This is a genomic window from Streptosporangium sp. NPDC049248, from assembly GCF_040678965.1.
In the GTDB taxonomy this organism is placed as follows: domain Bacteria; phylum Actinomycetota; class Actinomycetes; order Streptosporangiales; family Streptosporangiaceae; genus Streptosporangium; species Streptosporangium fukuiense.
Map to the genome: position 1 here is coordinate 56711 of NZ_JBFAQY010000032.1, position 14350 is coordinate 71060.

General features: G+C 71.1%; 12 protein-coding genes. All 12 read left to right on the plus strand.

The annotated features are described in order from the left end of the window. Window positions 1–4: 4 nt before the first annotated feature. From AB0K21_RS37420 to AB0K21_RS37475, 12 genes are read left to right on the plus strand one after another with little or no spacing between them, the layout of a single operon-like run. Complete coding sequence (locus AB0K21_RS37420) at window positions 5–1135, plus strand: alcohol dehydrogenase catalytic domain-containing protein (RefSeq protein WP_364156826.1); 1131 nt, start codon at window positions 5–7, stop codon at window positions 1133–1135. 59 nt (window positions 1136–1194) lie between these two features. Then, complete coding sequence (locus AB0K21_RS37425; protein ID WP_364156829.1) at window positions 1195–2553, plus strand: sugar ABC transporter substrate-binding protein; 1359 nt, start codon at window positions 1195–1197, stop codon at window positions 2551–2553. Beyond that, window positions 2550–3506: a sugar ABC transporter permease gene (locus AB0K21_RS37430; RefSeq protein ID WP_364156832.1), complete on the plus strand. Its 957-nt coding sequence runs from the start codon at window positions 2550–2552 to the stop codon at window positions 3504–3506. The genes AB0K21_RS37425 and AB0K21_RS37430 overlap by 4 nt, the downstream gene beginning before the upstream one ends. Then, a complete protein-coding gene (locus tag AB0K21_RS37435) occupies window positions 3500–4369 on the plus strand; it encodes a carbohydrate ABC transporter permease (RefSeq protein WP_343978066.1) in 870 nt (289 codons plus the stop codon). The genes AB0K21_RS37430 and AB0K21_RS37435 overlap by 7 nt, the downstream gene beginning before the upstream one ends. A 7-nt stretch (window positions 4370–4376) precedes the next feature. Further along, complete coding sequence (locus tag AB0K21_RS37440; RefSeq protein WP_364156835.1) at window positions 4377–5537, plus strand: mandelate racemase/muconate lactonizing enzyme family protein; 1161 nt, start codon at window positions 4377–4379, stop codon at window positions 5535–5537. Between the two features lie 16 nt (window positions 5538–5553). Further along, the gene (locus AB0K21_RS37445) at window positions 5554–6234 is read left to right on the plus strand and encodes a GntR family transcriptional regulator (protein WP_364156838.1); all 681 of its coding nucleotides are present in this window, start codon (window positions 5554–5556) and stop codon (window positions 6232–6234) included. Continuing rightward, window positions 6231–7661 carry an NAD-dependent succinate-semialdehyde dehydrogenase gene (locus tag AB0K21_RS37450; RefSeq protein WP_364156841.1) on the plus strand — a complete coding sequence of 477 codons (1431 nt, stop codon included), beginning with the start codon at window positions 6231–6233 and terminating at the stop codon, window positions 7659–7661. The genes AB0K21_RS37445 and AB0K21_RS37450 overlap by 4 nt, the downstream gene beginning before the upstream one ends. Next, a complete protein-coding gene (locus AB0K21_RS37455; RefSeq protein WP_343978078.1) occupies window positions 7658–8674 on the plus strand; it encodes a DUF2804 domain-containing protein in 1017 nt (338 codons plus the stop codon). The genes AB0K21_RS37450 and AB0K21_RS37455 overlap by 4 nt, the downstream gene beginning before the upstream one ends. An 11-nt stretch (window positions 8675–8685) precedes the next feature. Next, window positions 8686–10437: a glycerol-3-phosphate dehydrogenase/oxidase gene (locus AB0K21_RS37460; RefSeq protein ID WP_343978081.1), complete on the plus strand. Its 1752-nt coding sequence runs from the start codon at window positions 8686–8688 to the stop codon at window positions 10435–10437. Further along, window positions 10434–11900 carry a glycerol kinase gene (locus AB0K21_RS37465; protein ID WP_364156846.1) on the plus strand — a complete coding sequence of 489 codons (1467 nt, stop codon included), beginning with the start codon at window positions 10434–10436 and terminating at the stop codon, window positions 11898–11900. The genes AB0K21_RS37460 and AB0K21_RS37465 overlap by 4 nt, the downstream gene beginning before the upstream one ends. Before the next feature lie 40 nt (window positions 11901–11940). Next, a complete protein-coding gene (locus tag AB0K21_RS37470; protein WP_343978086.1) occupies window positions 11941–13140 on the plus strand; it encodes a CoA transferase in 1200 nt (399 codons plus the stop codon). After that, window positions 13127–14290, plus strand: coding sequence for an acyl-CoA dehydrogenase family protein (locus tag AB0K21_RS37475; RefSeq protein WP_343978089.1), 1164 nt, complete (start codon window positions 13127–13129; stop codon window positions 14288–14290). Before AB0K21_RS37470 ends, AB0K21_RS37475 begins: the two co-directional genes overlap by 14 nt. The last annotated feature ends 60 nt before the right edge of the window (window positions 14291–14350 follow it).

A 14350-nucleotide genomic window follows, 5' to 3' on the forward strand; every position in this document is an offset into this window, starting at 1 on the left:
ATGGATGAGGGCAGCGGCGCGAGCAGCAGTCGTCATGGACGCCGCAGGGCCGGTGGAGGTCCGGTCCTACCCCGTCCCCGACCCCGGTCCGGGTGAGTTCGTCATCAAGCTGGAACTGTGCGGCGTCTGCGGCACCGACGCGCACATCTACCGGGGACGCCTTGACAGGATCACCTTTCCCGCCCTGCTGGGGCACGAGATCGTCGGCACCCTGGCCGCTCTCGGTGAGGGGGTGAACGCCGATCACAGCGGGCAGCCCGTGGCCGTGGGCGACCGTGTCGGCGTCTTCCCCGCACTGAGCTGCGGGCGCTGCTACCAGTGCCAGGTGCGGCACCGTCCCGCCGGCTGTCCTGACCGGCGCCCGTCCTACGGGTTCACCTCACCGGTGACGACCCCACCGCATCTGACGGGCGGATTCGCCGACTACCTGCACGCCGCCAACGCGGGCACGGTGTTCTATCGGACGACCCTGCCCGCCGAGGTGGCGGTCCTGCAGGAGCCGATGTCGGTGGCGCTGCACGGGATCACCCGGGGCTCGGTCGGCGTCGGCTCCACCGTGGTCGTCCAGGGAGTGGGCGCGATCGGGCTGATGGCCGTGGTCGCGGCCCGCGCGGCGGGAGCGCACCGGGTCGTCGCGGTGGGTGCTCCGGACGCGCGGCTGGAACTGGCGGCGGCGCTCGGGGCGGACGCGACGGTGAGCATCCAGGAACTGACCGGCGTGGCCGAGCGCCGCAGTGCGGTGTTCGACGTGCTCGGCGCGCCGGGAGCCGACTGCGTGATAGGCGCCAGCGGCTCGCCGGCCGCCTTCATGGAGGCCATCGGCCTGGTGGCCGACGGTGGCGTGCTCGCCGAGCTGGGCAACTTCACCGATCGGGGGACGATCCCCTTCAATCCCTTCAGCGACCTGCTGAAACGGGACATCACCATCGCCGGTGTCTACGGCGCGGGCCCCGACATGCTGCGTCACTACCACCAGGCGCTGCTCATCCTGGAACGCGGCGGCCGGCCGTACGACCGTGTGGTCAGCCACCGGGTGCCGCTGGGACGGGTGGGCGAGGCCCTCGCCGCCCTCGGCGACGGCTCCCCCCTCGACGGCCGGGACATCGTCAAGCTCGCGATCGACCCCGCCCTCTGACCTCTTCTCCGCAACACCCCTTTCCCCATCCTGTACAACCCCCGAGAGGAGGACCGGCCATGCGCCGTTCCCTCCGGTTGACCGCAGCAGCAGCCGCGCTCGGCCTGACCATCACAGCGTGCGGCTCGACGGCGTCCGAGGTCTCCGCCGACGGCGGCGGACTCGGCACGGCGGAGAACCCCGTGTCCATCAGGGTCATCGCCAACGACGCCTTCGCCAAGCAGTGGCAGGACCAGCTGGTCCCCGAGTTCAACAAGAAGTACCCCAATATCAAGGTCTCCGTGGACGGCGTGCCGTACAACGACCAGCTCCCCAAGACCATGCTGGAGCTGACCGGGCCCACCCCGACCTACGACGTGGTGCTCGGCGACGACTCGTGGATCCCCCAGCTGGCCAAGACCGGCGGCCTGATGGACCTCAAGGCCGACGTGAGCAAGTGGACCGACGCGGGCTACGACTGGGCCGACTTCAACCCCACCCCGCTCGCCGCGGGTCAGTGGGACGGCAAGCAGTACACCGTCCCGGTCCGCTCCAACCTGCTGCTGATGTTCTACAACAAGAAGCTGTACAAGAAGGCCGGCGTCCAGGAACCCACGGCGGAGACGACGTGGGAACAGTACTTCGCCGACGCCAAGAAGCTGGTCCAGGACACCGACGGCGACGGCAAGGTCGACGCCTGGGCGATCGGCACCTACTTCACCAAGGACCCGCTCACCCCGACCGTCTGGCAGACCGTCCTGAACTCCAACGGCGTGGCGCTGCTGGACGACGACCTCAAGGTCGCGTTCAACAACGAGGCCGGGGTGAAGGCCCTGCAGACCCATGTCGACCTGCTGAAGTACGCCCCGCCGGGAGCGAGCACCTACCAGTTCAACGAGCCGCTCGAGGCCTTCCGCCAGGGCCGGACCGCCACCATGCTCATGTGGGGCAGCGTCTACAAGGGCACGGCCGTGGACGAGACGTCCACCACGCTGAAGCCGGAGGACGTCGGCCTCACCACCCTCCCGGCGGGTTCGGCCGGTCCGGGCGCGCATCGCGGCGTGTGGTCGGCGGGCATCGCCAAGAAGACGCGGCACCCGGCCGCCGCGTGGACCTGGCTGCAGTGGATCACTTCCAAGGAGGGCGAGCAGTTCGCCGGAAGCGCGCTGGGAACGTTTCCGGCGCGTAACTCCACGCTGAACGGCACTCCGGCGGCCGAGTGGGTCGCCCCGGTCTACGAGGCGCTGAAGGCCGGTTACGCCGCGGTGGAGAAGAACAAGATGTGGCGGCCGCGGCTCCCCGAGGCCGACGCGGTCCAGCAGATCCTCGCCCTGCAGACGAGCCGGGCGATGTCCGGTCAGGCGACCGCCGAGCAGGCCGTCGACGAGGCGGCCAAGGAGATCACCGAGCTGCTGAAGTCCAAGGGTTACCCGCAGTGAGTGTCTCCACTCGCACACACCGGGCAGGGGCCGGCAAGGCCCCTGCCCGGGGGTCCGGCCCCAGGGCCGCCCGGCGGTTCCGGCTCGGCGAGCCGGGTACCGCGTGGTTGTTCATGACCCCGGCGCTCGTCCTGCTGGCGGGCATGCTGCTCTATCCGATCTTCTACACGCTCTGGGTGAGCTTCTCCGACTTCGACCTGGCGCTCTTCGAACCCGTCGGCTGGGTGGGCTGGAAGAACTACGAGATGGTGCTGAGGGACCCGGGTTTCCTGGAGTCGCTCAAGGTCACCGGCATCTACCTGGTGATCGCGCTGCCGCTGCAGATGATCCTCGGGTTCGCCATCGCCTTCCTGCTCAACGTGGAGTGGCGGGGCCGCGGCGTGCTGCGCGCGCTGTTCCTCATCCCCATGGTGGTCGCCCCGGTCGTGGCCGGCGGTGTCTGGCGGATGCTGCTCGACCCGCTCTGGGGCGTGGTCAACTACACGCTCGGCCTGGTCGGCATCGGCCCGGTGGAGTGGATCGGCGACCCGACCCTCGCCATGGTCAGCGTGATCCTGATCGACACCTGGCGGTGGACGCCGTTCGTGGTCCTCATCGCCGCGGCCGGGATCATGGCCCTGCCGGGTGACGTGTACGAGGCGGCCAAGTCCGACGGCGCCGGCCGCTGGCAGACGTTGTGGCGTATCACGCTGCCGCTGCTGGTGCCGGTGATGGCCGCGGCCTTCGTGGTCCGGTGGCTCGGTGCGGTGAAGATGTTCGACATCGCGCTCGCCGCGACCAGGGGCGGCCCGGGTAACGCCACCAACGTGGTGAACCTCTACATCTACGAGAAGGGCTTCCGCAGCCTGGAGTTCGGCTCGGCCTCCTCGATGGCGACGATAGTGCTGATCATCACCGTCGTTCTCACCTACTTCCTGTTCAGCATCAGCCGTCGTCTGGAGAACCGATGGTGAGCACCGCCGCCCCGGCACCCGGAAACCGGCAGGCCGGCCGGGCCCGCCTGGGACGGATCGCGACGATCACGGCCGCGATCCTGGTCACGCTGGCCTTCCTGTACCCCGTGATCTTCATGATCAGCATCTCCTTCAAGCTGCCCAAGGACATCTTCACCATCCCGCCGAAGTGGATCAGCGAGATCACCTTCGACAACTACGTCAGCTACTTCCATCAGGCCCGCATCCTGCCCCGCATGATCAACACGATCATCGTGGCGGTGGGGGCGGCGATCATCTCGATGGTCGCCGGCTCGATGGCCGGCTACGCGCTGTCCAGGATGAGGATGCGCGGCGCGGGTGTCATGGGCGGCCTCATCCTGGCCTCGCGCGCGGTACCGCCGATCGCGCTGGTCGTGCCGATGTTCCTGGTGGCCCGCAAGCTGGGGCTGACCGACCAGTACATCACCGTGATCCTCGCCTACGTGACCTTCCTGGTTCCGTACGTCGTCTGGCTGATGCGCGCGTTCTTCAAGAGCCTGCCCAAGGAGCTGGAGGAGGCCGCGATGATCGACGGCTGCTCCCGGATCGGGGCGTTCTTCCGGATCATCGTGCCGTGCAGCCTGACCGGCATGGTCTCCACGTTGATCTTCTGCATCATCCTGGCCTGGGAGGAGTTGCTGTTCGCCCTGATCCTCACCAACGACAAGGCCGTCACCATCCCGGTGGCCATCGCCGGGATCGCGGCCGACACCGAGAAGGGCGGGCTCTGGGGCCCGCTGGCCGCCGTGGGCACGCTCACCGTACTGCCTGTGGTGATCTTCGCGCTGGCCGTGCAGAAGTATCTGATCAAGGGTCTCGCCGATGGCGCGACCAAGGGATGAGGCGGCAATGAGGATCAGAGATGTCCGGGCGCGCCTCATCGAACTGCCCTATCCACGCCCCTTCGCCCCGTCGTGGGCCCCCGAGGGCGCCCACCGCAGCATGTCCGCCGTGATCGTCGAGGTCGAGACCGACGAGGGCGTGGTCGGCGTGGCGGGCGGCGACATGGGCCACGCCACCGGCCCGTTGCTGCTGGAGACCATCAGGGGATGGATCCGCCCCCGGCTGGTCGGAATGGATCTGTTCGCCACCGGCCACATCGCCAACCACCTGCGCTACGTGGCCGAGTACGTCTTCCCGCGCCCGTGGGTGGTGAGCGTGGCCGTCTGGGACGCCGTCGGCAAGGCCTGCGGGCGCCCGCTGTACCAGCTCTGGGGCGGGCATGCCGGCCAGGTCCGCGCCTACGCCAGCTTCGGCGAGGTCCGCGACCCCGGGCAGCGGGCCAAGGACGCGCTGCGCGTGGTGTCGGAGGGCTTCACCGGCGTGAAACTGCGCGTCCACGCCGACACGATCGCCGAGGACGTCGCCCAGGTGGCCGCGGTCCGCGAGGCGGTGGGCCCGGAGATCGCCATCATGGTGGACGCCAACCAGGCGGCGGCGCGCTGGCGCTACCGGCCCGACGGCAGCCGCATGATGTGGGACTTCGACCGGGCCCTGACCACCGCCAGGGAGCTGGCCGATCTCGGCGTCGCCTGGCTGGAGGAGCCGCTCCCCCGCCACGACTACCGCGCGCTGTGCGAGCTCACCGCGGCCTCGCCGATCCCGATCGCCGGCGGCGAGCACAACCGGGGCATCGGCCAGCTCGTCCGACTGCTGGAGGACGACTGCTTCACCATCTACCAGCCGGATGCCAACGAGAGCGAGGACATCGCGGCCCTGCGCGACTTCGGCGCGATGGCCGCGGCCAAGCACCGCCGGGTCGTCCCGCACGCCTGGGCCACCGGACTCGGGGTGGCGGGCAACCTGCAGCTCTGCGCCTCACTGCCCAACTGCGACTGGCTGGAATACCCCTACGATCCTCCGGTGATCGTTCCGGAGGTTTTCCACGTCATGCTCACCGAGCCGCTGCTGCCCGATTCCAACGGGGTTGTAGCCGTTCCGGACCGCCCCGGTCTCGGTGTAGAGCTGGACCACACGGCGATCGAGCCGCTGACCGTCCAACGGGTTTGAGGGGTGTCCAACAGCGATGACAGAGGTGTTCCCCCCGTCAGGCCGGCCGAAGCCGTTCCGTACCAAGGCGGATCTCGCGGCCGACCACATCAAGCAAATGATCATGTCGGGCCAGGCCCAGCCCGGCACGAAGATCATCACCAGGGTGGTGGCCGAGGCGGTCGGCGTCAGCGACACGCCGGTACGTGAGGCCATCAAGCAGCTCGTGTCCGAGGAGTGGCTCGTCGAGCGCCCGCACATCGGCGCGGTGGTCGCCGAGTTCACCGTGGACAACGTGCGGGAGCTGTACGGCATCCGCGCCGCGCTGACCTCCCTGGCCCTCCAGCTCCACCCCGCTCCGCTCAGCGGTGCGAGGTTGCTGGAGGTGGACACCGTCCTGGAGGCCTCGGTCGTCGCCATCGACAGCGGCGACGTCGCCGCCTTCGCCGGCCTGAACCGCCGGTTCCACTCGCTGATCTGCGACACCGAGAAGTCCCGCCTGGTGCACCGGATGCTGGTGGGCCTGTGGTCGAAGACGGAGACCGCCCAGCGCGGCTTCCGGCTGGTCCCCTGGCGGCTGCCGAAATCCCACGCCGAGCACGTGGCGATAAGGGACGCGCTCGTCGAGGGGGACATCGGCCGCGCGAGCGAGCTGCAGTACGCCCACGAGATGGCCGCGCTGGCCGCGCTGATCGAAGTGATGGAGGAGGAGAGATGAAGACGGGACAGGCCCTCGTCGGAGGGCGCTGGCGTGACGCGGCGGAACGCTTCGCGGTCACCGATCCGGCGACCGGCGAGACCGTCGCCGAGGTGGCCGACTGCGACGGGAAGCTGACCACCGAGGCCGTCGACGCGGCGGCCTCCGCGCTCCCCGGCTGGCACGCCATGCCCGCGCACCAACGCGCCGCGATCATGCGCCGGGCCGCCGAGCTGCTGACCGGCCGGGCCGAGGCGATCGGCGCGGTGATGACCGCCGAGCAGGGCAAACCGCTGGCGGAGGCGACCGGCGAGGTGGTCGCGGGAGCCGACCACCTCCTGTGGTCCGCCGAGGAGACCCGCCGCGTATACGGCGAGACCATCCCCTCCACCAGCACCGACACCCGCATCTGGCTGCTGCCGGAACCGGTGGGCGTCGTCGCGGCGATCACCCCCTGGAACTTCCCGGTCTCGATGATCACCCGCAAGCTGGGCCCGGCGCTGGCCGCGGGGTGCACCGTGGTCCTCAAACCCTCCGAGCTCACCCCGCTGTCGGCGATCGCGGTCGCCGAGTGCCTGACCGAGGCCGGTTTCCCACCGGGGGTCTTCAACCTGGTCACCACGTCCCGGCCGCAGGAGTTCGCCGAGGCGGTCATGGCCGACTCACGGGTCAGGAAGGTGTCGTTCACCGGCTCGACGGCCGTCGGCAGGCAGCTGATCCGGCAGAGCGCCGACGACGTCAAACGGCTCAGCGTCGAGCTGGGCGGCCATGCCCCGGTGCTCGTCTTCCCCGACGCCGACGTGGCCGCCGCCGCCGCGGGCGTGGCCCGGGCCAAGTTCATGAACGCCGGCCAGGCCTGCACCTCCCCGAACCGGATCTACGTCCACGAGTCCGTCGCCGCGGAGTTCACCGACGAGCTCGTCAGGCTGGCCGAGGCGATCACCGTGGGCAACGGCATGGACCCCGGCGTCACGATGGGCCCGCTGATCGACGACCGGGCGCTCGCCAAGGTCAGGCGGCATGTCGAGGACGCCCTCACGCACGGCGCCCGGCTCGCGACGACCCGCCGGGAGGGAACCGGAAGGCTGCATCCGCCCACCGTCCTGACCGGCGTCACCGACGAGATGCTGGTGTGCCGGCAGGAGACCTTCGGCCCGGTCGCCCCGATCCTGACCTTCGGCGCCGCAGAGGACGCCGACGTGGTGGCCAGGGCCAACGCCACGCCGTACGGCCTGGCCGCCTACCTGTGGACGCGGGACCTGGGCCGGGTCGTGCGCGTCTGCGAGGAACTTCAGTTCGGCATCGTCTCGGTCAACGGAGCCCCGCTCGCCCCGCCGCAGGGGCCGTTCGGCGGGGTCAAGGGCAGTGGATACGGCCGCGAGGGCGGCCGTCACGGAGTGGAGGATTTCGTGGAGTACAAGTACGTCAACGTGGGACTGGGCCGATGACCGAGGAGACCTCCCGCCGGATCGTCGAGCGTGAGATCACCAAGCGGGTCGACCTCTGCCGTCCGGATGGGCGCCTCAATCCGGACGCGGTCGGCTGGAGCCGTACCCCGCTGCACCGGTCCAACATCCGGGGCTGGGGCCGTACGATGCGCTGGGACTACTGGTGCCTGACCAGTCCCGAGCACATCTTCTCCTTCAGCGCCTCCAGCCTGGACTATCTGGCCGGTGAGTCCGTCTGGTACCTGGACCGCGCCACGAAGAAGGACGTGTTCAGCCGGAGCCTGCTCGTACCGAGCCAGGGCACCGGATTCTCCGAGCGGAGCGGCGAGGGCAGCGTCAGGATCGCGAAGGGCCCGGTCAAGATCGCCGTGGACGAGGCGACCGTGGGAACCCGGCTACGGGTCAGGTCCCCCGAGTTCGAGGCCGACCTGCTCGTGCACCGCGTCGAGGGCCGTGACAGCCTGGGCGTGGTCGTGCCCTGGTCATCCCGCCGCTTCCAGTACACCGTCAAGGATCTCGGACGCCCCGCCGAGGGCACGCTGGTCGTGAACGGCCGCCGCATCAAGCTGACCGCCGAGGACACCCTCGCCACCCTGGACCACGGACGTGGCCGGTGGCCCGGCAACGTGCTGTGGAACTGGGGCGCGGCGTCCGGGCGCTCCGGCGGCCACGAGATCGGCGTGCAGATCGGCGGCAAGTGGACCGACGGTACCGGCAGCGTGGAGAACGGGATCTTCCTGGACGGAAGGCTGCACAAGATCAGCGAGGAGCTGGTCTGGCGCTATGACACCTCCGACTGGATGGCCCCCTGGCAGATCACCGGCGAGCGGGTCGACCTGGAGTTCGTCCCCGAGTACGTCCGGTCCTCCGACGTCACCCGGCTCCGCTACATGCGCAGCCGGGAGGACCAGGCCTTCGGTCACTACCGCGGCACCGTCGTCGCCGACGACGGAACCGTGATCAGGATCGACGACCTGTACGGCTGGGCCGAGGAAGTACAGCGACGCTGGTAATGGAGCAGAACATGATGATCTCTGAGCGAGAGCGTGAACCGTTCGCGGCCGGTCTGCCCTTCGGAGCGGGCGACAGCCTCGACCCGCTGCGCCGTGACTGTGACCTGACCGAGTTGACCGGCGGCCTGCTGGACGTCCTGGTGGTCGGCGGCGGCGCGACCGGCGCGGGCGCGGCACTGGACGCGGCCTCACGCGGGCTGACCACGGCCCTGCTGGAGGGCGGCGACCTTGCCTCGGGAACCTCCAGCAACTCCAGCCGCCTGCTCCACGGCGGCGTACGCTACCTGGAGCAGATGGAGTTCGGGCTGGTCCGGGAGGCGCTGCACGAGCGCGGCCTGCTGCAGGACCTGGCGCCACACCTCGTCCAGCGAATGTCCTTCCTCTATCCGCTGACCCACCGGGTCTGGGAGCGCGGCTACGTGGGCGCCGGGCTGACCCTCTACGACGCGCTCGCCGGGATCGGCGACCGGCACGGCTTCCGCCGGCACCGGCACCTGACCCACCGCGCCCTGCTCCGCGAGGCGCCGCAGTTGCGCCGTGACGCCGCCGTCGGCGCGCTGGCCTACGACGACGGCCACGTGGACGACGCCCGCCTGGTCGTCACACTCGCCCGTACGGCCGCGCGGGAGGGGGCCACCGTGCTGACCCGGGTCCGGGTCAACGCCCTGGCCTCCCGCTCCGACCACACGGTCGCCACCTGCGAGGACCTGCTCACCGGTACGGAGTTCACAGTCCGCGCACGCCGCGTGGTGCTGGCCACCGGCCCCTGGTCAGGGCTCACCCAGCAGATGCTCGGCGACCAGCAGGTGGGGGTCCGCGCCTCCAAGGGCGTGCACCTGGTCGTGTCACGCGAGCGGCTGAGGCTCGACAGCGCGCTGATCGCCCGCACGCCCCACTCCGTGCTGTTCCTGATCCCGACGGGGGACGTGGTGCTCGTCGGCACCACGGACACCCCCTGGGAGATCGGCCCCGGGCCGGTGCTCCCCACCGGCGCCGACGTTCGCTACCTGCTGGACCAGGCCAACCAGTGGCTGAGCGATCCGCTGACCAGGGACGACGTGCTCGGCGTGTACGCCGGCCTGCGTCCCCTGGTGGACCAGCCCGACCGGAACTCCACCACGGCCATCAGCCGCGAGCACGTGGTCAAGGAGGTCGCGCCCGGCGTCGTGGTCGTCGTCGGCGGCAAGCTGACCACCTACCGGATCATGGCCAAGGACGCGGTCGACGCGGTGGTGCGCGGCCTGCCGAAGGTCCGCCCGTCGGTGACCGAGCACCTCGGGCTGGTCGGTTCCAACGGCTACGCCCAGGCCTGGAACCGCCGCGACTCCGCGGCCGTGGCCGCGGGACTTCCCGTGGCGGCGGTGGAACGGCTGGCACGCCGTTACGGCGCCGACTACCCGGCCCTGCTGACCCTGGGCCGCCGGAACCCGGAACTGCTGGAACCCGTACCGGGCACCCCCTCACTGCTGGCGGCCGAGGTCCTGTACGCCGCACGGCACGAGGCCGCGATGACCGTGGACGACATACTGCGCCGCCGCAGCCGGGCCGGGCTGGAGACCGCCGACGGAGGCGTGAGCGCCGCACCCCATGTGGCCCGCCTGCTGGCCGGCGCGCTGGGCCGTACCGCGAGCTGGGCCGCCGAGCAGGCCGGGAGCTACACGCACGCGGCCGAGGTGACCCACTCGGCGCTGGACACCTCCGCCGACGCCGAACTCGTCCCCCTGCTCGCCGACCTCGCCGGCCGATGGAGTGGTGCCGCGTGAGCGTTCTGGCCATCGACGCCGGGACCACCGGTGTCACCTCACTCGTGGTCGCGCAGGACGGGCGTGTCCTGGGCCGCGGCCACCAGGAGTTCCCGCAGCACTTTCCCGCGCCCGGCCTCGTCGAGCACGACCCCGACGAGATCTGGGCCGCCACGCTGCGGGCCTGCTCGGACGCGCTCGCCGCGGCGGCCGTACCGGTCTCCTGTGTCGGGCTGACCAACCAGCGCGAGACCGTCGTGCTCTGGGACCGCGCGACCCTGCGGCCGACGACCCGGGCGATCGTCTGGCAGGATCGCCGCTCCGCCGGAGAGTGCGACCGGCTCAGGGAGCACGAGCCGCGGATCCGCGATCTCACCGGGCTCCCGCTGGACCCCTACTTCTCCGCCACCAAGCTGGCCTGGCTGCGCGGGAACCTCCCGGAGGTCTGGGCCGGTGTGCGAGAGGGCCGCACCGCGGTCGGCACCGTCGACTCCTACCTGCTGGCCCGGCTCACCGGCGGCCGGCTGCACGCCACGGATCCGTCCAACGCCTCCCGGACCCTGCTGTTCGACCTCGCCACGGCCGGCTGGTCCGCTGAGCTGACCGAGCTCTTCGAGGTGCCGCCGGCCGCACTGCCGGAGATCGTTCCTTCGAGCGCGCTCATCGGCCGCACCGCGCCCGACCACTTTCTCGGGCTGGACCTGCCGATCGGCGGAGTGGCGGGAGACCAGCAGGCCGCGCTGTTCGGCCACGCCGCGTTCACTCCCGGCGCGATGAAGTGCACCTACGGCACGGGCAGCTTCCTGCTGGTCAACACCGGCGACCGACTCGCCCCCGCCGACGCGGGACTGCTGTCCACCGTCGCCTGGCAACTCGCCGGCGAGCCGGTCCAGTACGCCGTGGAGGGATCGGTGTTCGTCACCGGAGCCGCGGTGCAGTGGCTGCGTGACGGGCTGGGCGTGATCAGCGACTCGGCCGAGAGCGAGCGGCTGGCCGCGTCCGTGCCCGACAGCGACGGGCTGATCTTCGTCCCCGCGCTCACCGGCATCGGCACGCCGCACTGGGATCCGCGGGCCAGGGGCGCCCTGCTGGGCATCACCCGGGGCACCACCGGCGCCCATCTCGCCCGTGCCGTCCTCGACGGCATCGCCTACCAGATCCGCGACGTCGTGGAGGCCGTCAGCGGTGCGGCGGGCATCCCCGTCTCCCATCTGGCGGTGGACGGCGGAGCCGCGTCCAACGACCTGCTCTGCCAGATCCAGGCCGATCTCCTGGGCCGGCCGGTGGTACGGCCGGACACCACCGAGGCCACCGGCCTGGGCGCCGCCTTCCTGGCCGGCCTGGCGGGCGGGGTGTGGCGCGACCCGGCCGAGATCTCCGAGGTGAGAGGTGGCGGCCGGGTCTTCGAGCCCCGCGAGATCTCTCCGGAGGGGTACCGCCGCTGGCTCGACGCGGTGGACGCGGCCCGGCGGTTCGGGTCATGAGTCCAGCCGGTCTCGGCAGCCGGTTCCCGTGGGAGGGACGATGACGGGTCCGCTCGACGGGATCCGGATCGCCGACTTCTCCCGGGTCCTGGCCGGGCCGTACGCCACCATGGTCCTCGCCGAGCTCGGCGCGGATGTGATCAAGGTCGAGCATCCGGAGCACGGCGACGACACCCGGGCCTGGGGCCCACCGTACGCGGGCGGCGAGGCCGCCTACTATCTCGCGGTGAACCGCGGCAAGCGGAGTCTCGCGCTCGACGTCAAGCACCCCTTCGGCCGCGAGGTCGCCCAGCGGCTGTGCGCCGAGGCGGACGTGGTCATCGAGAACTTCCGCCCCGGGGTCGCCGAGCGCCTGGGCATCGGATACGAGGCGGTACGGCAGGCGAACCCGGGCGTCGTGTACTGCTCGATCACCGGGTTCCCCGGCGGCGACCGGCCGGGGTTCGACGCGACGATCCAGGCCGAGAGCGGCTACATGCACATCACCGGCGAGTCCCCGAGCAAGGTCGGGGTCGCGATCACCGACGTGCTCGCCGGGCTCAACGCGGCCGTCGCGATCCTGGGCGCCCTGCACCGCCAGGCGACCCGGGGACAGGGCGAGCTGGTCGAGGTCTCGCTCCTGGGATCGGCGCTGTCCGGTCTGGTCAACGTGGCGCAGAGCGCGCTGGTCTCGGGTGAGGAGGCGCTCGCCTACGGCAACGCGCACCCGACGGTGGTGCCCTACCAGGCGTTCGAGGCGGCCGACGGCCGTCTCATGGTCGCCGCGGGCAACGACCGGCTGTTCCGCGCGCTGTGCGCGGCGATCGGACGCGACGACCTGACGGGCGATGCCCGTTTCCGCACCAACGACGGCCGCGTCCGCGAACGCGACGCGCTGGTCGCCGAACTCGGCGCCGTCTTCGCGACCCGCACGGTGGACGAATGGATCGCGCGGCTCGACGCCGCCGGAGTTCCCTCCGGCAGGATCCGGGGCGTCCTGGACGCGATCCGCACGGCCGGCGACGTGACCCTGCGGCTCCAGCACCCGACCGCCGGACCGCTGGAGCTCATCCGCACCGGATTCACCCTGGAGAGCGTCTCCGCCGACCGCGACATCGCTCCCCCGCCGCTTCTCGGCCAGCACACCCGCGAACTGCTGGCCGAACTCGGCATCACCGACGACCGCATCGCCCTCCTCCGGCAGGCGGGCGCCATCCATCAAGCCGTCCACTCAGTGAGGCCCCCTGTTGAACCCGCATGATTTCCTGGAAGTCGACCGCGACCTGAACGACGAGGAGCGAGCGATCCGCGACGCCGTGCGCGACTACTGCCGCGCCGAACTCCGGCCGCACGTCGCCGGCTGGTTCGAGGCGGGCACCATCCCCGACCCGCACGCGGTGGCCAGGGGCCTGGGCGCGCTGGGCGTGCTGGGCATGCACCTGGAGGGCTACGGTTGCGCGGGCACCAACGCGGTGAGCTACGGGCTGGCCTGCCGCGAACTGGAGGCCGTTGACAGCGGACTGCGCAGCCTGGTGTCCGTCCAGGGCTCGCTGGCGATGACGGCGATCCACCGGTTCGGCTCCGAGGAGCAGAAGCGGGAGTGGCTGCCGCGCATGGCGGCCGGTGAGGCCATCGGCTGCTTCGGCCTGACCGAGCCCGACTCGGGCAGCGACCCGGGCTCGATGCGTACCCGGGCCCGCAGGGACGGGATGGACTGGGTCCTCGACGGCACCAAGATGTGGATCACCAACGGGTCGGTCGCCGACGTCGCCGTCGTGTGGGCGAGAGCCGAGGACGGCATCCGCGGCTTCCTCGTCCCCCGCGACACCGCGGGTTTCTCCGCCACCACACTGCACGGGAAGATCTCGCTGCGCGCCTCGATCACCTCCGAACTCGTCCTCGACGGCGTACGGCTCCCGCACGAGGCGGCGCTCCCCCTCGCCGAGGGCGTCAAGGCCCCGCTGTCGTGCCTGTCCGAGGCGCGCTTCGGCATCGTGTGGGGAGCCGCGGGAGCGGCCCGCGACTGCTTCGAGGCGGCGCTCGGCTACGCGCGGACCCGCACCCAGTTCGGCCGGCCGATCGCCGCCTTCCAGCTCACCCAGCGGAAGATCGCCGACATGCTGGTGGACGTCGACCAGGCGAACCTGACGGCCCTGCGGATCGGCCGCCTCAAGGACGAGGGGCGGGCCCACCACTCCCACATCAGTTTCGGCAAGCTCGCCAACGTGCGCGCCGCCCAGCGGGTGGCCGCCGTCGCGCGCGGCGTGCACGGGGCCAACGGGATCACCCTCGAGTATCCGGTGATGCGCCACCTGGTCAACCTGGAGAGCGTCGCCACCTATGAGGGCACCGAGGAGATCCACGCCCTCACCCTCGGCCGGGCGGTCACCGGCCACTCCGCCTTCCGCTGACCGGCCGGGCGGGGCCGTCCTCCGCCTGGCCGGCCTGCCGGTCAGGCGGAGGACGCGATC

What these genes read in the sequence shown, in the direction of transcription:
- AB0K21_RS37440 (WP_364156835.1), top strand. Translation starts at nt 4,377, where the DNA reads ATGAGGATCAGAGATGTCCGGGCGCGCCTCATCGAACTGCCCTATCCA.
- AB0K21_RS37450 (WP_364156841.1), top strand. Translation starts at nt 6,231, where the DNA reads ATGAAGACGGGACAGGCCCTCGTCGGAGGGCGCTGGCGTGACGCGGCG.
- AB0K21_RS37445 (WP_364156838.1), top strand. Translation starts at nt 5,554, where the DNA reads ATGACAGAGGTGTTCCCCCCGTCAGGCCGGCCGAAGCCGTTCCGTACC.
- AB0K21_RS37470 (WP_343978086.1), top strand. Translation starts at nt 11,941, where the DNA reads ATGACGGGTCCGCTCGACGGGATCCGGATCGCCGACTTCTCCCGGGTC.
- AB0K21_RS37425 (WP_364156829.1), top strand. Translation starts at nt 1,195, where the DNA reads ATGCGCCGTTCCCTCCGGTTGACCGCAGCAGCAGCCGCGCTCGGCCTG.
- AB0K21_RS37435 (WP_343978066.1), top strand. Translation starts at nt 3,500, where the DNA reads ATGGTGAGCACCGCCGCCCCGGCACCCGGAAACCGGCAGGCCGGCCGG.
- AB0K21_RS37455 (WP_343978078.1), top strand. Translation starts at nt 7,658, where the DNA reads ATGACCGAGGAGACCTCCCGCCGGATCGTCGAGCGTGAGATCACCAAG.
- AB0K21_RS37460 (WP_343978081.1), top strand. Translation starts at nt 8,686, where the DNA reads ATGATGATCTCTGAGCGAGAGCGTGAACCGTTCGCGGCCGGTCTGCCC.
- AB0K21_RS37420 (WP_364156826.1), top strand. Translation starts at nt 5, where the DNA reads ATGAGGGCAGCGGCGCGAGCAGCAGTCGTCATGGACGCCGCAGGGCCG.